At 60.9% G+C, this 22,709-nt stretch carries 16 protein-coding genes; all 16 read right to left on the bottom strand.

The features are described from left to right. Positions 1 to 113: 113 nt before the first annotated feature. The 16 genes from purK to carA all read right to left on the bottom strand — a co-directional run bounded on the left by purK (position 114) and on the right by carA (position 22,707). The gene (gene purK / locus HMPREF9720_RS06080; RefSeq protein ID WP_009597368.1) at positions 114 to 1,208 is read right to left on the bottom strand and encodes a 5-(carboxyamino)imidazole ribonucleotide synthase; all 1,095 of its coding nucleotides are present in this window, start codon (positions 1,206 to 1,208) and stop codon (positions 114 to 116) included. Continuing rightward, on the bottom strand, positions 1,209 to 1,676 hold the full coding sequence (purE, locus tag HMPREF9720_RS06085) for a 5-(carboxyamino)imidazole ribonucleotide mutase (protein WP_009597424.1): 468 nt from the start codon (positions 1,674 to 1,676) through the stop codon (positions 1,209 to 1,211). A 313-nt stretch (positions 1,677 to 1,989) separates the two neighbouring features. Then, positions 1,990 to 4,320 carry a GH92 family glycosyl hydrolase gene (locus tag HMPREF9720_RS06090; RefSeq protein WP_009597336.1) on the bottom strand — a complete coding sequence of 777 codons (2,331 nt, stop codon included), beginning with the start codon at positions 4,318 to 4,320 and terminating at the stop codon, positions 1,990 to 1,992. Positions 4,321 to 4,335: 15 nt separating this feature from the next. Then, a complete protein-coding gene (locus tag HMPREF9720_RS06095) occupies positions 4,336 to 6,552 on the bottom strand; it encodes a GH92 family glycosyl hydrolase (RefSeq protein WP_039940037.1) in 2,217 nt (738 codons plus the stop codon). A 31-nt stretch (positions 6,553 to 6,583) separates the two neighbouring features. Then, positions 6,584 to 8,779, bottom strand: coding sequence for a DUF4838 domain-containing protein (locus tag HMPREF9720_RS06100; protein ID WP_009597348.1), 2,196 nt, complete (start codon positions 8,777 to 8,779; stop codon positions 6,584 to 6,586). After that, entirely contained in the window at positions 8,780 to 11,044 is a 2,265-nt protein-coding gene (locus tag HMPREF9720_RS06105; RefSeq protein WP_039940059.1) for a GH92 family glycosyl hydrolase, read from the bottom strand. 5 nt (positions 11,045 to 11,049) lie between these two features. Beyond that, the gene (locus HMPREF9720_RS06110) at positions 11,050 to 12,060 is read right to left on the bottom strand and encodes a glycoside hydrolase family 130 protein (protein WP_009597427.1); all 1,011 of its coding nucleotides are present in this window, start codon (positions 12,058 to 12,060) and stop codon (positions 11,050 to 11,052) included. 17 nt (positions 12,061 to 12,077) lie between these two features. Next, a complete protein-coding gene (locus HMPREF9720_RS06115; protein ID WP_009597335.1) occupies positions 12,078 to 13,391 on the bottom strand; it encodes an MFS transporter in 1,314 nt (437 codons plus the stop codon). Between the two features lie 341 nt (positions 13,392 to 13,732). Beyond that, positions 13,733 to 14,818 carry an aspartate carbamoyltransferase gene (gene pyrB, locus HMPREF9720_RS06120; protein WP_009597373.1) on the bottom strand — a complete coding sequence of 362 codons (1,086 nt, stop codon included), beginning with the start codon at positions 14,816 to 14,818 and terminating at the stop codon, positions 13,733 to 13,735. A 151-nt stretch (positions 14,819 to 14,969) separates the two neighbouring features. After that, a complete protein-coding gene (gene pyrE, locus HMPREF9720_RS06125) occupies positions 14,970 to 15,602 on the bottom strand; it encodes an orotate phosphoribosyltransferase (RefSeq protein WP_009597415.1) in 633 nt (210 codons plus the stop codon). A gap of 16 nt (positions 15,603 to 15,618) precedes the next feature. Beyond that, entirely contained in the window at positions 15,619 to 15,879 is a 261-nt protein-coding gene (locus HMPREF9720_RS06130) for a TlpA family protein disulfide reductase (RefSeq protein ID WP_009597357.1), read from the bottom strand. A 22-nt stretch (positions 15,880 to 15,901) separates the two neighbouring features. Then, positions 15,902 to 16,606: an orotidine-5'-phosphate decarboxylase gene (gene pyrF / locus HMPREF9720_RS06135; protein ID WP_039940061.1), complete on the bottom strand. Its 705-nt coding sequence runs from the start codon at positions 16,604 to 16,606 to the stop codon at positions 15,902 to 15,904. A gap of 17 nt (positions 16,607 to 16,623) precedes the next feature. Beyond that, the gene (locus HMPREF9720_RS06140) at positions 16,624 to 17,583 is read right to left on the bottom strand and encodes a dihydroorotate dehydrogenase (RefSeq protein WP_009597387.1); all 960 of its coding nucleotides are present in this window, start codon (positions 17,581 to 17,583) and stop codon (positions 16,624 to 16,626) included. Further along, entirely contained in the window at positions 17,577 to 18,317 is a 741-nt protein-coding gene (locus HMPREF9720_RS06145) for a dihydroorotate dehydrogenase electron transfer subunit (RefSeq protein WP_009597414.1), read from the bottom strand. Before HMPREF9720_RS06145 ends, HMPREF9720_RS06140 begins: the two co-directional genes overlap by 7 nt. A gap of 123 nt (positions 18,318 to 18,440) precedes the next feature. After that, on the bottom strand, positions 18,441 to 21,623 hold the full coding sequence (carB, locus tag HMPREF9720_RS06150) for a carbamoyl-phosphate synthase large subunit (RefSeq protein ID WP_009597371.1): 3,183 nt from the start codon (positions 21,621 to 21,623) through the stop codon (positions 18,441 to 18,443). Beyond that, positions 21,616 to 22,707 (bottom strand): glutamine-hydrolyzing carbamoyl-phosphate synthase small subunit, encoded by a 1,092-nt coding sequence (gene carA, locus HMPREF9720_RS06155; protein WP_014775914.1) that lies wholly within the window; start codon positions 22,705 to 22,707, stop codon positions 21,616 to 21,618. Before carA ends, carB begins: the two co-directional genes overlap by 8 nt. Positions 22,708 to 22,709: the final 2 nt, after the last annotated feature.

The following is a 22,709-nucleotide window of genomic DNA, read 5'->3' on the forward strand; positions in this document are numbered from 1 at the left end:
ATATCGTTTAATATTCTTCATTCGTTTCTGCGGTCCTTACCGACCGTTCCGCCGGTCTTCGTCCTCGCCGCCGCTTCCGGGCTCCTCCCGTCCGCCTGCGGGGCCGGCCCCCGTTATTTCACAAACCGGTCGGCCCAGACGGCCCCGTATTCCGCCGGAGTCATGCCCACGAAGGTAATGTGTCCCATCTTGCGCTTCGGCCGGCTCTCGGTCTTGCCGTAGAGACGGACATGCACGCCCGGACGGTTTTCGGCGGCGATCGCTTCGGCCGCTTCGAGGTCCTGTCCCAAGATATTCTTCATCACGGTCGGCGCCACCAGCCGCGGCTCCTGCAGCGGCTCTCCCAAAAGGAAGCGCACCAACTCGCGGAACTGGTTGGTCGTACAGCCTTCGATCGTATAGTGTCCCGAATTGTGGGGGCGCGGCGCCATTTCGTTGAAGAAGAATTCGCGGCCCTTCACGAAAAATTCGATCGCCAGAATTCCCCGGTAACCGCACGTCAGCATAAACCGCTCGCCGGCGGCGGCCATCCGTCCGCGCAGCTCGTCGTCCATCTCCCCGGCGGGCACGAAGCACAGATCGAGGATGCCGTCGCGGTGGACATTGCGACCGATCGGAAAGGTGACGACACGGCTGCCGTCGGAGACCAGCACGACGCTGGCTTCGAAATCGAAGGGCACGAACTGCTCCAGAATACAGGGCACGGCGAGCATCGGCAAAGCCTTCTCGATGTCGGTCTCGGTCTTCAGCACCAGCTGTCCGTGACCGTCGTACCCCAGCGTCCGGGTCTTCAGCACGGCGGGCAGGCCGATCTTCGCCACGGCGGCACGCAGCGACGCTTCGTCGTCCGCGGCGGCGTATTCGGGCGTCGCCAGCCCGCCGGCACGGGCGTTGTCCTTCTCGCGCAGGCGGTCCTGCGAATCGTACAACGGACGGAAGCCCTGCGGGATGTTGTATCTCTTCTCAAGCGGAATCAGCACGCTGCCCGGCACGTTCTCGAACTCGTAGGTCACCGCGTCGCTGCGGCGGCAAAGCTCCTCCAGCGCCGCAGGATCGTCGTACGCCGCCACGATCCGCTCGTCGCTGAGCGCAAAGGCCGGAGCGTCCGCCGCAGGATCGAGACACACCGTGCGCGCACCGAGCAGGTGCGCCTGTTCGATAATCATCAGCCCCAGCTGGCCGCCGCCTATGATGCCGATCGTCTTCATCTAAAGTTCCGCTTTAAGTACGTCGGCGGTCTGTTTGGCGCGGAACGCTTCGAGCCGGGCCGCGAGTTCCGCATCCTGCAAAGCGAGAATCGAGACGGCGATCAGCGCCGCATTCTTCGAACCGTTGATCGCCGTGGTGGCCACGGGAACGCCCGCGGGCATCTGCACGATCGACAACAGCGAGTCCAGCCCGTTCAGGGCGCGCGACTTGACCGGAACGCCCACCACGGGCAGCGTCGTCATCGAAGCCACCATGCCGGGCAGATGCGCCGCGCCGCCCGCACCGGCGATGATCACGCCGATACCGCGCGCCTTGGCCGTCTTGGCATACTCGCACAACAGATCGGGCGTCCGGTGGGCGCTTACGACGCGCTTTTCGAAATCGACACCGAATTGTTCGAGCGTGGCGACGGCGTCGGCCATCACCTCGTAATCGCTCACCGAGCCCATAATCACACCGACCTTCATATCCTTTGGTTTTAAGTTTTTTCAAAAAAGCAGACCGCCACGACATCGCATGTCATGGCGGTCTGGTATCTATCCGCGCATCCCGCTGCAGGACATTTGCTGCCCCTGCGACTGCGCGCTCTGACCCTGCTGTCGGCACGACGAATAGAATGCAGCGGCTTGGCCCTGTTGTTTCTTTCGTTCGCGTTGATCGATTTTGCCTGTGGAGGTCATGAGATATGTCCGGATTAACCTAACAATTGTAAAAACAACGCTACAAAAGTAGTATTTTCCGGCCAATTTTCAAAACCGAAAGTCAGATTCTATTGACAAATTATCGACATTCTTCACGGCTGAGCGAATAGGGCGCGTCCTGCGGGCCGACACCCCGTTTGTACGCCGGATCGGGCTGCATCGCGAAGTCTATTTTCGCGCCTTTTACGAGGTCCGACCAGCGGATAAAGTTGCGGTCGTATCGCTTCCCGTCGAGCTTCATGGTTCCGATATAGCGGTTTTCGGGAGCGTTGTCCGGAGCCTCGATCACGATCTTCTTTCCGTTCTCCAGTTTCACGGTCGCCTTGCGGAACAGGGGCGACCCTATGACGTACTGGTCCGAAGCCGGACATACGGGATAGAATCCCATGGCCGAGAAGACATACCACGCGGAGGTCTGGCCGTTGTCCTCGTCGCCGCAGTAGCCGTCGGGCTTGGACGAATAGAGACGGTCCATCACCTCGCGCGTCCAGTACTGCGCCTTCCACGGCTGGCCCGCATAGTCGTACAGGTAGATCATATGCTGCGCAGGCTGGTTGCCGTGGGCGTAGTTGCCCATGTCGGCCACCTGCATTTCGGTGATCTCGTGAATGCGGGTCCCGTAATAGCTGTCGTCGTAGATCGGCGGCACGACGAACACAGAGTCGAGCATTTCGGCGAATCCTTCCCGGCCGCCCATCAGCTCGGCAAGTCCCTGCACATCGTGGAACACCGACCATGTGTAGTGCCATGCGTTGCCCTCGGTGAAGGCGTCGCCCCACTTGTAGGGGCTGAACGGCGACTGGAACTCCCCGTTCTCGTTGCGGCCGCGCATCAGCTTGGTCGTCTTGTCGAATACGTTGCGGTAGTTGCGCGAAGCCTCCTCAAGCGCCGCGGCATCCTCCGTCTTACCCAGTTTGCGGGCCACCTGCGCGATACACCAGTCGTCGTAGGCGTATTCGAGCGTGCGGGCGACATTCTCGTTGATCTTCACGTCGTAGGGAATGTATCCCAGCCGGTTGTAATACTCGTGCCCCAGACGTCCGGTCGAGGAGACGCCGGGGTGGACGTTCGTGCGCGCGTGCATCATGGCCTCGTAGAGCGTCTGCCACTCCTTTTCGGGCGTGACGCCCTTGAGGAGCGCGTCGGCCACCACCGATGCGGAGTTGTTGCCCACCATGCAGCCGCGGTGGCCCGGCGAGGCCCATTCGGGCAGGAAGCCGCTTTCGCGGGCCGTGTTGGCCAGTCCCTGCTGGATTTCGGCGTTCACCGAAGGATAGACCAGATTGAGCAGCGGGAACAGACTGCGGAACGTATCCCAGAACCCGGTGTCGGTATACATGTAGCCGGGCAGCACTTCGCCGTTGTAGGGGCTGTAGTGCATGATTTCGCCCGAAGCGGTCACTTCATAGAATTTACGCGGGAAAAGCACCGAACGGTACAGGCACGAATAGAAGGTGCGCATCTGCTCTTCGGCGCCGCCCTCGACCTCGATGCGGCCCAGCACTTCGTCCCAGCGCTCCTGCGCCTTGGACTTGACGGTCTCGAAGTCGTCGGCCCCCAGCTCCCTGAGATTCTGAACGGCCTGTTCGGGCGAGATGAACGACGAAGCCACGCTGGCGCAGACCTGCTGGCCGCGGCGGGTCGGGAAGTGCACCTTCGCCACGGCGTGTCCGCCCGTCACCGACTTGCTGCCGTCAGGATAGAGCAAGCTGCTGCCGGGTTCGTACTCGCCGGGGGCGTCGGTCAGTTCGACGGCGGTGAACGGCGTATCGAAACGCACGACGAAGTAATTTCGGAAATTATCAGGAACACCCCCGCTGTTGCGCGTGGTGTAACCCACGATCGTGCGGGCGTCGAGCATGCCGATCTGCGAACCGCGGTCGAAGGCGTCGATCACAACGCCCGACTCGTCGCTTTCGGGAAAGGTGAAGCGCATCATCGCGGCACGTTCGGTCGGGGCGATCTCGGCGCGGATGTCGTGGTCGGCCAGATAGACCTTGTAATAGTAAGGCTTCGCCACCTCGGCTTGGTGCGAATACCAGCTCGCGCGGGACTCTTCGTCCAGCTTATCATTCCCGCGCACGGGCATCAGCGCGAACTGGCCGTAGTCGTTGATCCACGGCGAGGGCTGATGGGTCTGCTTGAAGCCCCGGATTCGGTGCGCCCCGTAGGTATAGGCCCAGCCGTCGCCCATCTTACCGGTCTGGGGCGTCCAGAAGTTCATACCCCAAGGCAGAGCGACGGCAGGATAGGTATTGCCCGTCGAAAGCGTGAAATCCGACTGCGAGCCTACCAATGTCGAAACATAGTCCGACGGACGCTGAGGGGATCGCTGCCCGGCCGAAGGGCACGAACAGCCGGCCAAAACGGCGGCGCAAAGGGCCGCGAAAAAGATATTTCTACTCTTCATAACTGTCATTTCCGTTTAAAGTTCGTACCATACGGCAGGATCCGGTCCCATTTCGAATTCGAGCGTGCCGCCCGCGGCGATGTCATCGAAACCGATATAGGGTTTGGCGTAAGGCTTGCCGTTGAGCTTCACGCGCTGAATGTATTTGTCAGCCGCCGAATTGTTGTGCGCGATCACGGTAAACACGCCGTCGCGCACGCGCAGCTCGGCCTTGTCGAAGAGCGGCGAACCGAAGAAGTAGCGTCCTCCGGCCGGCTCGACCTGATAGAATCCCAGCGACGAAAGCACGTACCACGCCGACATCTGGCCGACGTCCTCGTTGCCCGACAATCCGTCGGGTTGGTCGTGGTAGAGCGTGGTCAGGATTTCGCGCACCTTGTCGGCGGTCTTCGCGGGCTGGCCGATCATCGTATAGAGGTAGACGACGTGGTGGCTGGGTTCGTTGCCGTGGGCGTACTGACCGATCAGACCCGAAATATCGGGCGAAGCGGCGCCCTCCAGCACGGAGCTGACCGTGAAGAGCGAGTCGAGTTTTTCGACGAAAGCCTCCTTGCCGCCGAAGCACCCGATCAGCCCCTCGACGTCGTGCGGCACGAGCCACGTATACTGCCATGCGTTACCCTCGCAGTAGTCGTCCTCGCGGTGGGTCGAAGCGAACGGGTTGAAGGGCGTGCGGAAGCCGCCTTTCGAATCGAGCCCGCGCATGAAGCGGGTTTCGGGATCGAAGAAGTGACGGTAGGATTTGCTGCGATCGAGGAAATAGTCGTAATCGGCCGTATCGCCGCGCTGCGCCGCGACCTGAGCCACGGCCCAGTCGGCCAGCGCGTACTCCATGTCGTAGGCCACCGCTTCGTTGAAGAGGTCGCAGGGGATATAGCCGTATTTCATGCGCAGGTCCATACCCCGCTCGCCGAGCATGGCGGACTTCTTCAGCGCCTCGTAGGCCAGCTCCTTGTCGAAGCCGTCGTAACCTTTCAGCACGATGTCGGCCATGGCCGGGATGCCGGGATTGCCGACCATGCAGTCGGTCTCGTTGCCCGCGAGGTGCCAGACGGGAAGCTTGCCCTGCTGCGTGTAGATATGAAGCATCGTATTGGCGATGTCGGGCATCTTCTCAGGATGGAGAATCGTCATCAGCGGCTGGGCGGCGCGGTAGGTGTCCCACAACGAGAAGGTCGTATAGTTCACGAACGGCGCGGCGCGGTAGATCTCGCCGTCAGCGCCCCGATAGTCGCCGTTCACGTCGCAGAACTCCGACGGAGCGACCATCGTGTGGTAGAGCGCCGTATAGAAGATGCGGCGGGCGGCTTCGTCCGAAGTCTCGACACGCACCTTCTGCAGCTCGGCGTTCCACGCCTTGTCGGCCGCCGCCGCCGTGGCTTCGAAGTCCCAGCCGGGAAGTTCCGCCTGCATGTTGAGCTTGGCGTTCTCGATGCTCACGGGCGAAATCGCCACTTTCATATAGAGCGGCTCGCCGTCGGTCGTATCGAACTCCACGCGGGCGTAACGGCCCTTGACCGTAACGTCGCCCTCCTCCGGAACCGTCTCCGACGCATCGGGATAGGAGATATTCTTCACCGGCTTCGAGAATTCGGCCGTGAAGTAAACGCGCTGATCCTTGGCCCAGCCCGTCGAATAGCGGTAACCGCTGAGCCGGAGTCCGTCGGAAACGAATGCGGTCTCGGTGGCCTTGTCCCAGCAGCCGCCGTTTTCGAGGTCAAAGACCACGGCGGCCTCCTGCGACGCGGGGAAGGTGTATTTGTGCAGCCCGACGCGCTTGGTGGCGGTCAGCTCCACATCGACGCCATAGCGGTCGAGCCGCGTGGCGTAATAGCCCGGACGGGCTTTTTCGTTCTTACGGCTGAAATAGGACCAAAGCCCCGACTGCGGGTCGTCCTCCGTGCCGCGGGCGTAGGTCACCCCGCCCACGACAGGCATCACCGTGACGTCGAACAGGTCGCCGATACCCGTTCCGTTGAGGTGGGTATGGCTGAAACCGATGACGGTCGTATCGGAAATGTGGTATCCCGACACCCAGTCCCACGACTGCGGGATGCTGGTGGGGCCGAGCTGCACGGCGCCGAACGGAACGTTGGCCCCCATGAAGACATGGCCGTGGCCGCCCGTGCCGATGTACATATCGACATACTGCGTCAGCGGCTTCTGCTCAGGCTGCGAACAGGCGGCCGAAATCAGCAGAACGGATAAGGAAAGAAGATGCTTGGGTTTCATTATGCAATCGTTTAAAATTTTTCGCAACGTTTTATTTCACGGTCACTTCGTCGAGGAAGAACCAGCAGGGGCAGCCTACGCCGTAATGCCACGGCGGACAGGTCTTGACGCCTTCGATTTCGACTTTGACATAGCGGGCCCGCACCGGCTGTGCGGCCGTGACGGCAGCCGGAACGAATTTCACGGGCACCGACTGGTCCTCAGGAAATTCCACCTGCCCGAACGGTGTCCAGTCCGCGTTGTCGGACGAAACGGAGTAGCGCACCGAACGGGGCAGCAGAATCCACTGGCCCAGCTGGTGCAGGAAATCGGTCTCGACCGTCGAGAAGGCCACGTCGCGGCCCAGATCGACGACGAAGGCGCCGTCCTTGCCCTCCCAGCCCGTCCAGCTCTCGACGAACGACGCGCCGCCGAAAAGACCGTCGGTCAGGGTCTTTTCGCCCGACGCCCGGTATTTCTCCGCAGGAGCGTCGATCCAGACGATCCGCGCGCCCAGCGCCAGATTGGAGTTCTCCGCAGGAAGATAACGTTCGCGGTAGAGCCGGCAGTATTCCTGCGGGCTGTTGTTGCGTTCGTTGAGCGTCTTCACGCCGAATTGGGTCACGTATTTCTCGAACGCGTCCAGCTCGCTCACCACGGCGCCGAGATCCTTGTCGGCCGTCGTGCGGGCGATTTCGAGGTTGGAGTACATCAGCGGCAGACGCGTCAGGCGCACGCGGCGCAGCAGGACGGAATCCCCCGCCACAGCCCGCTCGGCGCAGTCGAACAGCTCTCCGTAACGCTTGCGGCAGGCGGCGTTGAGCATGCCGTCCTTGTGCGAGACGGGAGAATCGTATATCCACAACCGCTGGCCGCCCGCCAGCAATGCGCCTTCGAGCAGTTTTTCGTACTGATAAATATAAGGCGCAGCGGGTCCGTAATAACCGCGCATGAAACGCAGCATGAGCGAATCGGTATCCTGATCGGGGTTCCACATCAGCTTGGCGACCACATAGGTGCGCATCTCCGAGAAATCGCCGCCGTACGAGCCGCCGATCTGCGAGAAGTGCATCGTGGCGTGGTTGCGACGGAAAAGCCCGATGTTGGGTTTGAGTATCGGAAAGTTGGGGAACGGAGCGACCATGTTGTCGAAATTGATGCCGTAGTCCCACACGAAGATATTGTCCGACAGGGCTGCCCACCCCTCCATCGCTTCGATGAACTCGCGGCCCGACGCATTGTCCGTAAGGGGCACTTCGCGGTCGCAGTCGATGTCGCACAGCATGATATTGACATTGGGCAGCGGCTTCACGTGCTTCGGGGGCTGCATCGTAAAGAGGTAGGCCAGCGTCGAAAACTCCTTGTCGGGGAAACGCTCCGCCAGCTTGTTCAGGAAGCGGACATAGTTGCCCGAAAGCGCGCCTTCGTGCCGGTTGACCTTCTCGCACTCCTCACAGCGGCAGTAGGTGAAATTGCTGTCGTTCTGGCTTATGGAGATGATGTTCATGCCGGGGTTGGCCCGGAAGATCGAATCGACTTTCGCCGCCACCAGTTCGAAGAGTTCGTCGTTGGTGAGACACCATTGGCTGGCGCGGCCGGGACGTCGTTCGCCGTTGATGAACGAGTAGTATTCGGGATGCTCCGCGCCGTAGACCGACGCCGGAAGCAGGCTGTTGAAGGTGTGCACCCACAACCCGCCGGCAAAGATGTCGCGCGGCTCCTCCAGACGCAGGGCCAGCCGGTACACGGAGTCCTGCGCCATGCCGTAGCCCTGACTCTGGCGATAGCGGAACGCCGGATTTTCGGCGAAGTCCATCGCCGGAAGCGTGACGGTCGGATTCCGGTCGAGGTCATAGACCCCGGCGGCGAAGTAATCCAGCCCCAAGTAACGTTCCAGCAGCGTCATGACGCCGTAAACCGCCCCCTTGTCGCCGCCGCTGCTGATGCGCAGCACGCCGTCCTGCGTGCGCAGGCGGAAGCCGTCCTCGGCAAGTCCCGCGGTGTCCGAAGCGCCGATCAGGATGTTGCCCTTGCGGGGCGTCACGTCATGCAGCAGGGGCAGTGTCGCACCGGTCGATTCGCGGACGAATCGCTGCAGCAGCTGCGCGGCCGTGAGATCGGCGGCAGTTTGCTGTGCCACGACGATCCGGGCCGCAGGTTTGCCGTTGCGGGTCAGCCGGGTCTGCGCCCGGACTCCGGACGAGACGAGCAGCAGCGACACAACGAATATCCAGCGGAAGAGTCTCATCTATTTGCGGTTTTGAAGTTCGAAAGTCAGCCGTCCGCCCCGCAGCAGCTCGTCGTGGCCGATGCGGTATCGCTTCAGCGGTTTGCCGCCGAGCGTCATCGAGCGGATATAGACCGCGCCGGAATCGGGACGCTTCGTCTCGATGACGAGTTCCCCGGCCGGATAGTATTTCCTGTCGAGCGTAACGGTCACCCGATCGAAAACGGGCGAGGTAAGCGTGTAATACGGCTCGCCCGGACAGTCGGGATAGAAGCCCATCATCGAGAAGACGGCCCACGCCGACATGGTTCCGGTATCGTCGTTGCCGGGAATGCCGTCGGGCGCGGTGGTGAAGTATTTGGCCAGCAGGCGGTTCACCTCGCGCTGCGTACGCCACTCCTCGCCCCGGAAATAGCTGAAAAGGTAGGGATAGGCGATGTCGGGTTCGTTCGCGGGATCGTAAAGCCCCTCGTCGAAGACCATTTGCAGCTTGGCGATGAATTTGCGCCGGCCGCCCATCAGCTTCGACAGTCCGTAGACGTCGTGCGGGACATAGAACGTATAGTTCCATGCCGAGCCTTCGTGAAAACCGGGGACCGGCTCGAAATTCTCGCCTTGCCGCGGATCGAACGGCGTCAGGAAACCGCCCTCCCCGGTGATCGGACGGAAAGTGCCCGATTCGGGACTGTAGTAGTTCTTATAGCCGAGCGAACGGTTCCGGAACAGCGCCGCGTCCTCCCTGCGGCCGAGCGAATCGGCCAGCAGCGACAGGGCATGGTCGGCGATGTAGTATTCCAGCGCGTGCGACACGGAGTTGTCGCCCGAAAGGTCGCGGGCGTAGAAGCCCAGCGGCACGTAGCCCTTTTCGACATAGGGATCGATGTCGGGGCGCATCCTGTTCTGCGCGCCGGGCGTCGTGGCCGACTTGCGCATCGCCTCGTAAGCGGCGTCCATGTCGAAATCGCGCAGGCCCTTCATCCACGTATCGACGATCACCGGGATGGCCGGATCGCCCTCCATGGTGAAGGTTTCGCGGCCGTAAAGCTCCCATTTCGGCAGCCAGCCCCACTCCTTGTACATGCCGATCATCGAACGCACCATTTCCAACTGGCGTTCGGGATAGACCAGCGTCATCAGCTGGTGCAGGTTGCGGTAGGTGTCCCAGAGCGAGAAGACCGTATAGCGGTTGCCCTCGGCGGTGCGGATTTCGGCGCTCTCCATCGCGGGGTATTCACCGTTGACGTCGCTCAGCACGTTGGGATGGATCAGCGCATGATAGAGCCCCGTATAGAAGACCTTCTTCTGCGCGTCGGTGCCGCCCTCGACGCGGATGCGGCCCAGATCGTCGTTCCACGAGCGGCGCGCCGCGGCACGGATGTCGTCGAACGAACGCTCCTGCTGCTCGGCTTCGAGGTTCAGGCGCGCATTCTCGACCGACACGAACGAAACGCCCATGCGGACTTCGAGCTGCTCGCCCTCCGTCGTATCGTAGCTGAACCACACGCCCACATCGTCGCCCGCGAGTTCACGGCCGTAGTGCGTATAGAGTTTGTAATTGCCGGCATCCTTGTCCCACTCGGCTTCGACGCCGTATTTGGGGGGCTGTTTCTTCCAGAATCCCGTGGCGGAGGGGCGTTTCGAGACGCGCATCACGAAATAGATCGGGAACACCGCCTGCGGGTTGTAGCAGAACGTGCCGAGCAGTTTCATGCCCTCGACCTCGGTGTCGCTCACACGGCGCACCCAAGCCCCCGATTCGTTGGTAAGGCCCTCGCCCAGATTGAGCAGGATATGGCTCTCGCCCGCCGGGAAGGTGTAGCGTTCGGCCGAGCTGCGCGGCGTGGCCGTCACTTCGGCAAGAACGCCGTATTTGGTGAGCCGGTTCGAATAGTAGCCCGGAGAAGCGGTTTCACCGGTGTACTTACTGCCGTAATTGCGGTAATCGACGTCGAGCGCGCCCGTGGTCGGCATCACCAGCAGCGATCCCAGTTCGGGGCACCCCACGCCGCTCAACGTGACATGGGCGAAACCCGTGAAGAACTTGTTGTGGAACTCATAGGGCGTGGACCACCAGCGGGCGTCCTTGTCGTAGACGTTCTCGTCGGAACCCATCACGTTGAAGGGAACCACGGACATCATGCCGTTGGGACACACCGCACCGGGGTTGGTCGTGCCGAAGTTGGTCGTGCCGACGAAAGGATCGACCCAGTCGGCAGGTTCCTGCGCACGCAGCGGTGCGCAGAAAACGGCTGCGGCGAGCGCAGCAGTTAAGAGCGTTCGTCGCAGCATCGTCAGAGAATATTGTTTTCCTTGGTAAACTTGACGATTTCGGGGATATAACCGAAGGCAAGGCCCGTGACGGTGTCGGCGCATCCGTAATAGACGGCGATCCGGCCCGTTTCGGGGTCATGGAGCGACGCGCAGGGGAACGTGACGTTCGGAACGTCGCCCGTCAGCTCGTAGATCTCGCGCGGCGAAATCAGGTACGGGCCGCTGCGGGCGATCGTCTTCCACGGCTGGTCGAGGTCGAGCAGCGCCGAACCGAACGCATAGACATAACCGTTGCACGAACGCAGCACGCCGTGGTAGAGCAGCAGCCAGCCCTCGCTCGTCTCGATGGGTACGGGACCTGCACCGATCTTCATGCACTGCCATGCCGACACCTCGAAGGCCGCGGGCGACATCACATGACGGTGGCGGCCCCAGAACTCCATGTCGGGCGACTCCGAGTAGAAAATGTCGCCGAAAGCCGTATGGCCGTTGTCGCTCGGACGCGACAGCATGGCGAAACGGCCGTTGATCTTGCGGGGGAACAGCACGCCGTTGCGGTTGAAGGGGATAAAGGCGTTCTCCAGCTGGTGGAACGTCTCGAAGTCGTCGGTCCACGCGATGCCGATCGTCGGGCCGTGGTAGCCGTTGCACCACGTCACATAATACTTATCCTCGATCTTGGCTACGCGGGGATCGTAACCGTAAACCCACTCGGCGATTTCGGGATCGGCGCCCACGAGTTTGAAATCCTCCTCGCAGATATCCCACTTGATGCCGTCCACCGAGAAAGCGGCGTGGATGCGCATGCGGCGGTTGGTGTCGTCGCAGCGGAAAACGCCCGCATAGTTATACTTGCCTTTCTTGAAGGGAATGACCGCCGAGTTGAAAATGCTGTTCGACGTCGAAAGCGCGTCGCGCGGGATGATCGGATTGGCCGAATAGCGCCACATCACTTCCTTGGAGCCGGCGGGACGATCCTCCCACGGCATATCCGGCATGGCCGGGCCTACGATTTTCAGGTTGTTGTCCATAGTTTTACGTTATCTGTTTATTCGTTGATCAATTCTTTGTCGATCTCCTCGGCCGTCACCTCTTCGGTATCGGGATGGGTGAAGGGAATGCGCGCGGCGAGCAGGAAGGCGGGAACCGTCGCCAGCAGCGCCCACATGAAGAAGTAGTGATAGCCGCCCAAACTGTCACAAAGCCAGCCGCTGATCATACCCGGAAGCATCACGCCGAGGTTGGCAAGCGACGACCCGAAGGCGTAGTGCGCCATCTGGTGCGGGCCGGGCGCCACCTGCTGCATGATGAAGAGCGTGAGTCCCACGAAGCCGAAGCCGTAACTGAAATATTCGAACACGATGGCCGCGCAGATCAGCACGGGGCTCGAAGGCTGGAACCACGCCAGCAGCGCATAGACCACGAACGGAACGTTGAAGATGCAGACCAGCGGGAACAAGGCGCGCCGCAGTTTGAGCCACGAAATGAAATAGCCGCCCAGAATGGACCCCACGACGAAGGCGATCACGCCGAACGTACCGTAATAGAGTCCGATCTGCTGTTCGGTAAGGCCCATGCCCTGCTGATCGAGCGGAGCGTTGAGGAACAGCGGCACGATCTTGATGACCAGACCTTCGGCGAAGCGGTAGAAGAGGATGAAGGCGAAATAGATCCAGATGTATTTCTTCTTGAAGAACTCCAGAAAGATGCGCTTCGTCTCGCGCATGGCGCCGCCGAAACTATCGGCGTGGGCCGTCGCGGCGCCGCCCGAAGGCAGCATGCGGATGTGGTACAGCCCAAGCAGGAAGAGAATGCCGCCGCAAAGGCCCATCACGGTCATCCACGCCTGCACGATTCCGACATGGTCCTTGAGCGCGCCGGCCAGATAGACCAGTCCGCCCATGGCGAAGACCTTAGCGATGTTGTAAAAGGCGCCCTGCCAGCCGATGAACTTGGCCTGCAGGTCTTTGGAAAGTTCGGTGATATAGACGCCGTCGGTGGCGATGTCGTGCGTCGCGCCGCTGAAGGCCACGACAGCCATCAGGGCGATGGCATAGGGGAAAAAGTTGGGAAGCGGAAGCGACAGGGCGACCAGCGCAAGTCCCAGACCCGAAACCAGCTGCGTGGCGACGACCCAGAATTTCTTGGTCCTGAACATCTCCATCAAGGGACTCCAGAAGGGTTTGAGCGACCACGGCAGGATAATCAGCGAAGTCCAGAGCGTAATGCGGGCATCGTCGATACCCAGCCCTCGGAACATCAGCGTCGCTACCATGTTTACGATAATAAACGGGAGCCCCATGGCAAAATAGACCGTGGGGACCCATGCCAGCGGCGATACTTTTCGGGAATTTGCAGACATCGGTTCTTTTCAGGTTAAGGTTAGAATTGATGCAAAGATAGTAAAACTTTTTGCAACCGCAGACGTTATTGCACCCCGTTCTGCGCCTTTGTTTCTATAAATAATACAATTTCACAAGACAGGTTACTAATCGAAATAACAAATTTTACATTCGAAACCGGAAAATCGGCCGAACAGGGCGCATGCACTCCGTCCGACCCGCCGGAAAGCACCGCCCGGACCGGAACACGCCCTAAGGCCCGGAAGAGCGGCGGACTCAGGAAAAACGGAAGACAGACTCAGGCAGGCGGAAGAAAAAAAGCTCCCTTATGGGAGCTTTATATGAAAGGCCATACCGGAGATCACTTCGCCTTGGCCTCGCAGTAGGCGCAGCGGCACGAGCCGTCGGGCAGGCGGTGGAAAAGCCGGTCGACATCTTCGGTCGCCGAGATACAGCGCCGGTTGGAGCACTCCATCTCATTGACGACGTAGTCTTCGCTGAAAACGGGAGTCTTCTCGAAGGGCTTGTTTTCGTCGGCCCAGCGCAGCAGCGTAAGGATCAGCGCCATGCGTACGAACTTGCCGTTTTCGACCTGTCGGAAATAGGCTGCGCGGGGATCGTTGTCCACGGCGCGCGTGATTTCGTTCACGCGCGGCAGCGGGTGCAGGATAATCATATCCTCCTTGGCGGTTTCGAGCTTTCCGGGATCGAGCACGAAGCTGTTCTTCACGCGGTCGAACTCCTCCTCGTCGAGGAAACGCTCCTTCTGCACACGCGTCATGTAGAGTATGTCCAGTTCGGGCATCACCTCCTCCATGGTCTCGACTTCGCGGAATTCGAGTTTCGAATTCTCGCTCATCTCGGCCAGCATGTAGTCCGGAAGACGCAGCTCCTGCGGGGCGATCAGGATCACCTTGATCCCCGAATAGCGCGACAGCGCCTTGATGAGCGAATGGACCGTGCGGCCGAATTTCAGGTCGCCGCAGAAGCCGATCGTCATGTTGTCGAAACGCCCCTTCTCGCGCTTGATCGTCAGAAGGTCCGTAAGGGTCTGCGTCGGGTGGCTGTGGCTGCCGTCGCCCGCATTGATGACCGGAATTCCGGCGTACTGCGAAGCTACGAGCGGCGCGCCCTCCTTGAAGTGGCGCATGGCGATAATGTCCGCGAAACAGCGGATCACGCGTACGGTGTCCGCCACGGTTTCGCCTTTCGACACGGACGACGAATTGGCGTCCGAAAAGCCGATGACGCTGCCCCCCAGCTCCATCATGGCGGAGGTGAAACTCAGGCGGGTGCGGGTCGAAGGCTCGTAAAAGAGCGTCGCCAGCTTGCGCCCCTTGCACGCTTCGCTGTATTTGGCGCGGTTGGCGATGATATCTTCGGCCAGCGCCACGATTTGTTCGGTTTCGGCCACCGTCAGGTCGGTCGGGTCAATCAGGTGTCTCATAGGTTGTTTCATTTATCAAAATCGGGGTTTGCAGCCGGCCGGCGGCATGCTGCGGATTGCACGCGGCGCCGACCGGAGTGCGGAGGGAGTGCAAGCCGCATTTCCATGCCCCCAAGCGAGGTGCGGAAAAGCGTCGTGCGATCCCGGCAAACTATTTTTCCATCCAGCTTTCGTCCGACGGATTGTCGCGGAATTTCAGCAGACGGGCCTTGTCTTCGGGCTTGATGTATCCCTCCTCGGCGGCCACTTCCACCAATGCGTCGAGATTCGAGAGACTGTAATTGACGACGTTCGCCTCTTTCATGCGGTCCAGTCCCTTCTTCATGCCGTAGGTGAAGATCGACGCCACGCCCAGCACCTCGGCGCCGGCTTCGCGCAGGGCGGTCACCACCTCGATGCACGAACCGCCGGTCGAGATCAGGTCCTCGATCACGACCACCTTCTGCCCCTTTTCGAGCTTGCCCTCGATCTGGTTGCCGCGGCCGTGATCCTTCGAACCGCTGCGCACATAGCCCATCGGCAGGTCGAGGATCGTCGCGGTGATGGCGGCGTGGGCGATGCCCGCGGTCGAAGTTCCCATCAGCACCTCGGCTTCGGGAAAGCGGGTGCGGACGATCTGCGCCAGCCCCTCTTCGACGTGTCCGCGCACGACAGGCGCCGTCAGCGTCAGGCGGTTGTCGCAGTAAATAGGGCTTTTGATGCCGCTGGCCCATGTAAACGGCTGTTCGGGGCGCAGGAACACCGCGCCGATCGAAAGCAGGTCTTTAGCAATTGATTTCTCCATGATATTCTGTAGTGGTTTATTCCAGCGCCGAACGCAAAATCTTCTCCACCTCCTCGGCATAGATGCCGCCCTCGTGGACCTTCACGCCATCGACGTAAAACGTCGGCACATAGTAGTAATCGAATGTGTCAGCCAAATCGGACTGCTCCGACTCCTCGATCATTTCGATCGCCACCGGCTGCAGTTCGGGGTGTGCGGCCTTGGCCTCTTCGATGTAACGCAGCACCTTGCGGCAGAAGGGACAGTTTTTCAGGTAGAAAAGTTTTACCGGTTTCATAATCGACTGTTTTTAATCGTGTTTAATCGCAAAATTCGCTTACGCACCTGCGGTACGCGGCCACGGGGTCCGCAGCGGCGGTGATCGGACGGCCCACGACGATGAAGTCGGAGCCGATCTCCCGCGCACGGGCGGGCGTGGTGACGCGCACTTGGTCCGCAACGTCTCCGTCTGCAAAACGCACGCCGGGCGTGACGGTCAGGAACTCTTTTCCGCAGGCTTCGTGCACCATGCCCGCTTCGAGCGGCGAGCAAACCACGCCGTCCAGCCCCGCGGCACGGGTGTTCTGCGCGTATTTGACGATCGTGTCGTTGATCGAAGCGTTGATAAGCAGCTCCTGCCGCATGCGCTCCTCGCTGGTCGAGGTGAGCTGCGTCACGGCGATCAGCAGGGGCCGCGTGCCGTCCTCGCGGGTAAGCCCTTCGAGGGCGTATTTCATCATCTCGACCGTTCCGGCCGCATGGACGTTGCACATATCGACGTCCAGACGCGACAGCACGGCCATCGCCTTCTTCACGGTGTTGGGAATGTCGTGCAGTTTGAGGTCGAGGAAAATCCGGTGGCCCCGGCGCTTGATTTCGCGCACGATGGCAGGGCCTTCGGCATAGAAAAGCTCCATGCCGATCTTGAGGAACGGTTTGCGCTCCTCGTCCCGGAACAGGTCGAGGAACTTGAAAGTGTCTTCCGCCGACTTGAAGTCGCAGGCGATAATTACGTCGTGTTGCATCATATCCGATTTTAACTTTATTCTACGATTCCTATAATGTCGCTCAGCCGCTCGATCCCCAGCCGCTCCATCTCGGCGGGCAGGGCTTCGACGATCTCCTTCGAGGCATAGGGATTCACCAGATTCGCAGCGCCGACCTGCACGGCCGTGGCTCCGGCCATCATCATTTCGATCACGTCGCGGGCCGTCGTCACGCCGCCGCATCCCATGACGGGTACGGAGCAGGCTTTGGCGACCTGATAAACCATCCGCACGGCCACGGGAAAGACCGCAGCGCCCGAAAAACCGCCCATCGTATTGGCGATCACCGCCTTGCGGCACCTCACGTCGATCCGCATTCCCAGCAGGGTGTTGATCAGGCAGATGCCGTCGGCACCGGCCTCTTCGCAGGCGCGGGCGATCGAGACGATGTCCGTCACGTTGGGCGACAGTTTGATATAGACCGGTTTGGTGGTCACGGTCTTCACCGCGCGCGTCACCTCGGCCGCACATTCGGGCGAAGTGCCGAACGACATGCCGCCGTGCCGCACGTTGGGGCACGAGACATTGACCTCGATGATGCCGACCTGCTCCTCGCGGTCGATCCGCTCGCAGCAATAGGCGTACTCCTCGATCGAGAAGCCGCTGATATTGGCGATCACGGGTTTATGAAAGAAGCTCTTCAGGCGCGGCAGCTCCTCGGCGATCACGGCGTCGATGCCGGGATTCTGCAGTCCCACGGCGTTGATCATCCCCGCCTCACATTCGGCGATGCGGGGCGTGGGATTGCCGAAGCGCGGTTCGCGCGTGGTGCCCTTGAACGAGAACGAACCGAGGATGTTGATATCGTAAAAATCCCGGAATTCGTTGCCGTATCCGAACGTACCGCTGGCCGGAACGACCGGGTTGTCCAGCTTCAGACCGCTCAGGGTGACGGACATATCCGGGGCAGGTTTTCCTGCCGGCCGGTTCTGTGCGATGAACTGCTTGCTTACCATATGATCTCCCCTTTCGTTAATACGGGTCCCTCCTTGCAGATGCGTTTGTTGCCGTATTTCGTTTTGCACGAACAGCCCATGCAGGCGCCGAAACCGCATCCCATACGCTCCTCGAACGACAGCTGGCCGTCCTGCGCGACCGAGTCGCACAGCGCGCGCAGCATCGGCAGCGGACCGCAGGCATAGAAGTAGTCGAAGTCGATGCCGTCGCCGGCGATGGCCGTCGTGACGAAGCCTTTCGTCCCGGCCGAACCGTCGGCCGTGGCGACATGCACGTCGCACCCCAGCGCCCGGAATTCGTCGGCGTAGAAGATCTCGTCCGCCGTGTTGAATCCCAGCACGACGCTCACCGGTTTGCCCTCCGCCAGCAGCGCTTTGGCCAGCTTGTAGAGCGGAGGCACGCCTACGCCGCCGCCCACCAGCAGGGGCCGCCGCGCATCGTTGGAGGTGTCGAAGCCGTTGCCGAGTCCCGTCAGCAGGTCCAGCTCCGCGCCCGCCGCCATGCGGCTCATCTGCTCCGTACCTCCGCCCACGACCTTATAGATGAGCGTGAGGGTCCGTGCATCGCAGTCGCACACCGAAATCGGACGGCGCAGGTAGCGGCCTTCGAGCGCGATATTGACGAACTGTCCCGGACGGACGATCCATTCGGTATCGCCCTCCAGCACCATGCGCCACACCGAGGCCGTCAGCGGCTCGTTCGCAAGAATCTTATAGATGCCTTTCTTATACATGTATTCCCTTTCGATTTTTGATCCGGAGAACAGCCCCCGCGCTTCGTTCGTTTCGCTCCGGACGGGACCGTATCCCGTTCGGAGCGAAAGAGGTGCGTACGGAAGGCGTCCTCACGCCGGAAATCACTTCGCGTCGATGGTCGAGACTCCGAAGGTGATCTCTTCGAGCACGTCCAGCAGCACCTGCACCGTTTCGAGCGCCGTGAAGATCGTCACGTTGTTCTCGACGGCCGTGCGGCGGATTTCGTATCCGTCGAGCCGGGTATTGTGCTGGTTGATGTCGATGGTATTGATCACGTAGCTCACGTGGCCCTGACGGAGCGCGTCGATGATCTCCGAACTGCCCTCGCTCAGCTTGCGCCGCGTGCGGGTGCGGATGCCGTGTTCGCGCAGGAATTCGGCGGTCCCGGTCGTCGCCTCGACGTTGAAGCCAAGGTCGTAGAAACGCCGCACGAGGGGCAGCGCCTGCTCCTTGTCGTGGTCGGCGATGGTGACGAAGATCGTGCCGTAGTTGCAGACGTTCATGCCCGTCGCCTGCAACGCCTTGTAAAGCGCGCGGGTGAGCTTGTCGTCGTAGCCGATGGCCTCGCCCGTGGATTTCATCTCAGGCGAGAGGTAGGAATCCATGCCGCGGATCTTGGCGAACGAGAAGGCCGGCGCCTTGACGTACCAGCGTTTCTTCTCCTTGCCGTATACTTCGGTGACGCCCAGTTCCTTCAGCGTCTTGCCCAGAATCACCTGCGTGGCGATATGGGCCATCGGGACGCCCGTCGATTTGGAGAGGAACGGCACCGTGCGCGACGAGCGGGGATTGACCTCGATGACGTAGACTTCGTCGTTGCCGTCGAGGATGAACTGGATATTGTAGAGACCGATGATGCCGATCCGCAGACCGAGTTTCACCGTGTAGTCGATGATCTTGTCCTTGGCCTTCTGGCTGACGCTGAAGGTCGGATAGACGCTGATCGAGTCGCCCGAATGGATACCCGTGCGCTCGACATGCTCCATGATGCCGGGGATAAAGACGTCCTTGCCGTCGCAGATGGCGTCCACCTCAAGCTCCTTGCCCATGATGTAGCGGTCTACCAGCACCGGCGAGTCGTCGTTGACCTCGACGGCCGTCTGCAGGTAGTGGCGCAGGCGCTCCTCGTTCGAAACGATCTGCATGGCGCGGCCGCCCAGCACGTAACTCGGACGCACCAGCACCGGATAGCCGATGCGGGCGGCGGCCTTCACGCCCGACTCGATGTCGGTGACGGCTTCGGCTTCGGGCTGCGGGATGCGCAGCTCCTCCATGATCTTCTCGAAGCAGCCGCGGTCCTCGGCGTTGCGGATGGCTTCGCAGTCGGTGCCGATGATGGGCACGCCCAGCCGGGAGAGCGGCTCGGCGAGGTTGATGGCGGTCTGTCCGCCGAGCGACACGACGATCGCCTTCGGTTTTTCGAGGTGGATGACGTTCATCACGTCCTCGACCATCAGCGGCTCGAAGTAGAGTTTGTCGCTGGTGGTATAGTCGGTCGAGACGGTTTCGGGGTTGTTGTTGATGATGATGGCTTCATAGCCCGCTTCGCGGATCGACCAGATGGCGTGTACGGTCGAATAGTCGAACTCGACGCCCTGACCGATGCGGATCGGACCGGAACCGAGCACCACGATCTTCTCCTTGTCGCTCACCTGCGACTCGTTCTCGTCCTCGTAGGTCGAGTAGAAATAAGGCACGTAGGAACTGAACTCGCTGGCGCAGGTGTCGATCATCTTGTAGACCGGGAAGATGCCGTTCTTCTCGCGCAGCAGGTACATGTCGTGCTGCGAGACGCCCCACAGCTGGCCGATGAACTTATCGCTGAAACCCATGCGCTTGGCTTCGCGCAGCACTTCGATATCCATCGGAGCGGCCTCGACGACGCGCTCGAATTCGACGATATTCTTGAACTTTTCGAGGAAGAACATGTCGATTTTCGTGCGGTTGTAGATCAGCACCAGATCGACGCCGCCGCGGATCAGCTGCGCGATGGCATACAGCCGGTCGTCGGTAGGCTCGGCGATGTATTCCAGCAGCCGGTCGTTCGTCCAGTCTTCGAACTTCTTGTGGTAGATATGGCAGACGCCGGTTTCGAGCGAACGCATCGCCTTCAGCAGGCTCTCCTCCATCGTGCGGCCGATCGACATCACCTCGCCCGTGGCTTTCATCTGCGTACCGAGCTTGTTCGACGCGTCGCTGAACTTGTCGAACGGGAAGCGGGCGACTTTAGTCACAACGTAGTCGAGCGTCGGCTCGAAGCTGGCGGGCGTATTGGCTAGCATGATCTCGTCGAGGGTGAGACCCACGGCCACCTTGGCCGTAACGCGCGCGATCGGATAACCGCTGGCCTTCGATGCGAGGGCCGAGGAGCGCGACACGCGGGGATTCACCTCGATCAGGTAGTATTTGAACGACAGGGGGTCGAGTGCGAACTGCACGTTGCAGCCGCCTTCGATCTTCAGCTCGCGGATGATCTTCAGGGCGCTGTCGCGCAGCATCTGGAACTCCTTATTGGTGAGCGTCTGGCACGGCGCCACGACGATCGAGTCGCCCGTATGGACGCCCACGGGGTCGATGTTCTCCATGCAGCAGATGCTGATGGCCGTGTCGTTGTGGTCGCGCATCACCTCGAACTCGATCTCCTTGTATCCCTTGATGCTCTTCTCGACGAGCACCTGATGTACGGGCGAAAGGAACAGGGCGTGGCGCATCATCTCGCGCAGCTGCTCCTCGTTGTCGGCGAAGCCGCCGCCCGTGCCGCCCAGCGTATAGGCGGGACGCAGCACGACGGGATAGCCGATCTCGGCGGCGACCTCGACGGCCTCCTCGACCGACATGGCGATCTTCGACTCGATCACCGGCTCGCCCAGCGATTCGCACAGCTCCTTGAAAAGCTCGCGGTCCTCGGCACGTTCGATCGACTCGAACGAGGTGCCCAGAATCTCGACCTGACACTCTTTCAGAATGCCCTTCTTGGCGAGCTGCACCGCGAGGTTCAGACCCGTCTGCCCGCCCAGTCCCGGCACGATGGCGTCGGGGCGTTCGAAGCGGATGATCTTGGCGACGTATTCGAGCGTCAGCGGCTCCATGTATACCTTGTCCGCAATATGCGTGTCGGTCATGATCGTGGCGGGGTTCGAATTCACGAGAATCACCTCGTAGCCCTCTTCCTTGAGTGCGAGGCAGGCCTGCGTGCCCGCATAGTCGAATTCGGCGGCCTGTCCGATGACGATCGGACCCGAACCGATAACCATTACCTTCTTTATATCTCTTCTCTTAGGCATTTTTACGCTCCTCCATTATTTTGGTAAACTTTCTGAACAAATAGCCGCTGTCCTGCGGACCCGAAGCGCTCTCCGGGTGATACTGCATCGAGAAAACAGCGTCGCCGACACACTCCACGCCCTCGGCCGTGCCGTCGAGCAGGTTTACGTGGGTCAGCTCCAGCCCCGTACCGGCCAGTGAATCGACGTCCACGGCGTAGCTGTGGTTCTGGCTCGTGATCTCGATCTTGCCGGTGGCCAGATTCTTCACGGGGTGGTTGCCGCCGCGGTGGCCGAACTTCATCTTCACGGTCTTGGCGCCGTAAGCCAGCGAAATGAGCTGATGGCCCATGCAGATGCCGAAGATCGGCAGTTTGCCGCGCAGCTGCCTGACCAGCTCGATCACGGGCGTCACGTCCTGCGGGTTGCCGGGACCGTTCGACAGCACGACGCCGTCGGGACGGAAGGCCATGATCTCCTCCAGCGTCGAGTCGAACGGCACGACCGTCACGTTGCAGCCCACGCGGTTCAGCTGGCGGATGATGTTGTACTTGATGCCGCAGTCGACCGCCACCACGTCGTATTTGTGGTTGGGGACGCGCGACATCCAGCGTTTCTTGCAGCTCACGCGCGAAACCATGTCGTGGGGAAGGGCGTACTCGCGCACTTTGCGGAGCGCCTCTTCGAGGGGCGTGTCCGCGCCGGTGATAATCACCTTCTGGGTGCCTTCGTTACGGATGATGCGCGTCAGGGTGCGGGTGTCCACGCCCCAGATCGCGGGAATGTCATGCTCCTCGAAGACCTCGTTCAGGGTCTTCGTATAGCGGAAGTTGCTCGGCGAGTCGTTGTACTCGCGCACGATCATGCCGCCGATGGTCGGAGTCTTCGTTTCGTAATCCTCGTCGGCCATACCGTAATTACCGATCAGCGGATAGGTCATCACGACCATCTGGTCCGTGTAGGAGGGGTCGGACATAATCTCCTGATACCCCACCATCGAGGTATTGAAGACGATCTCGTTAATGACCTCGCGGTCGGCGCCGAAGCCGTAGCCGTAAAACTCACGGCCGTTCTCCAAGACAATTTTCTTCGTAAATGGTTTCATCC

The sequence above is a fragment of the Alistipes sp. HGB5 genome (assembly GCF_000183485.2).
Taxonomy (GTDB): Bacteria; Bacteroidota; Bacteroidia; order Bacteroidales; family Rikenellaceae; genus Alistipes; species Alistipes finegoldii.

Bases quoted from the DNA above. Each gene is read 5' to 3' on its own strand.
- pyrF (WP_039940061.1), bottom strand. From the start codon at position 16,606: ATGCAACACGACGTAATTATCGCCTGCGACTTCAAGTCGGCGGAAGAC.
- pyrE (WP_009597415.1), bottom strand. From the start codon at position 15,602: ATGGAGAAATCAATTGCTAAAGACCTGCTTTCGATCGGCGCGGTGTTC.
- purK (WP_009597368.1), bottom strand. From the start codon at position 1,208: ATGAAGACGATCGGCATCATAGGCGGCGGCCAGCTGGGGCTGATGATT.
- HMPREF9720_RS06090 (WP_009597336.1), bottom strand. From the start codon at position 4,320: ATGAAGAGTAGAAATATCTTTTTCGCGGCCCTTTGCGCCGCCGTTTTG.
- HMPREF9720_RS06140 (WP_009597387.1), bottom strand. From the start codon at position 17,583: ATGGTAAGCAAGCAGTTCATCGCACAGAACCGGCCGGCAGGAAAACCT.
- carA (WP_014775914.1), bottom strand. From the start codon at position 22,707: ATGAAACCATTTACGAAGAAAATTGTCTTGGAGAACGGCCGTGAGTTT.
- HMPREF9720_RS06130 (WP_009597357.1), bottom strand. From the start codon at position 15,879: ATGAAACCGGTAAAACTTTTCTACCTGAAAAACTGTCCCTTCTGCCGC.
- HMPREF9720_RS06145 (WP_009597414.1), bottom strand. From the start codon at position 18,317: ATGTATAAGAAAGGCATCTATAAGATTCTTGCGAACGAGCCGCTGACG.
- HMPREF9720_RS06115 (WP_009597335.1), bottom strand. From the start codon at position 13,391: ATGTCTGCAAATTCCCGAAAAGTATCGCCGCTGGCATGGGTCCCCACG.
- HMPREF9720_RS06100 (WP_009597348.1), bottom strand. From the start codon at position 8,779: ATGAGACTCTTCCGCTGGATATTCGTTGTGTCGCTGCTGCTCGTCTCG.
- pyrB (WP_009597373.1), bottom strand. From the start codon at position 14,818: ATGAGACACCTGATTGACCCGACCGACCTGACGGTGGCCGAAACCGAA.
- carB (WP_009597371.1), bottom strand. From the start codon at position 21,623: ATGCCTAAGAGAAGAGATATAAAGAAGGTAATGGTTATCGGTTCGGGT.
- HMPREF9720_RS06095 (WP_039940037.1), bottom strand. From the start codon at position 6,552: ATGAAACCCAAGCATCTTCTTTCCTTATCCGTTCTGCTGATTTCGGCC.
- HMPREF9720_RS06110 (WP_009597427.1), bottom strand. From the start codon at position 12,060: ATGGACAACAACCTGAAAATCGTAGGCCCGGCCATGCCGGATATGCCG.
- purE (WP_009597424.1), bottom strand. From the start codon at position 1,676: ATGAAGGTCGGTGTGATTATGGGCTCGGTGAGCGATTACGAGGTGATG.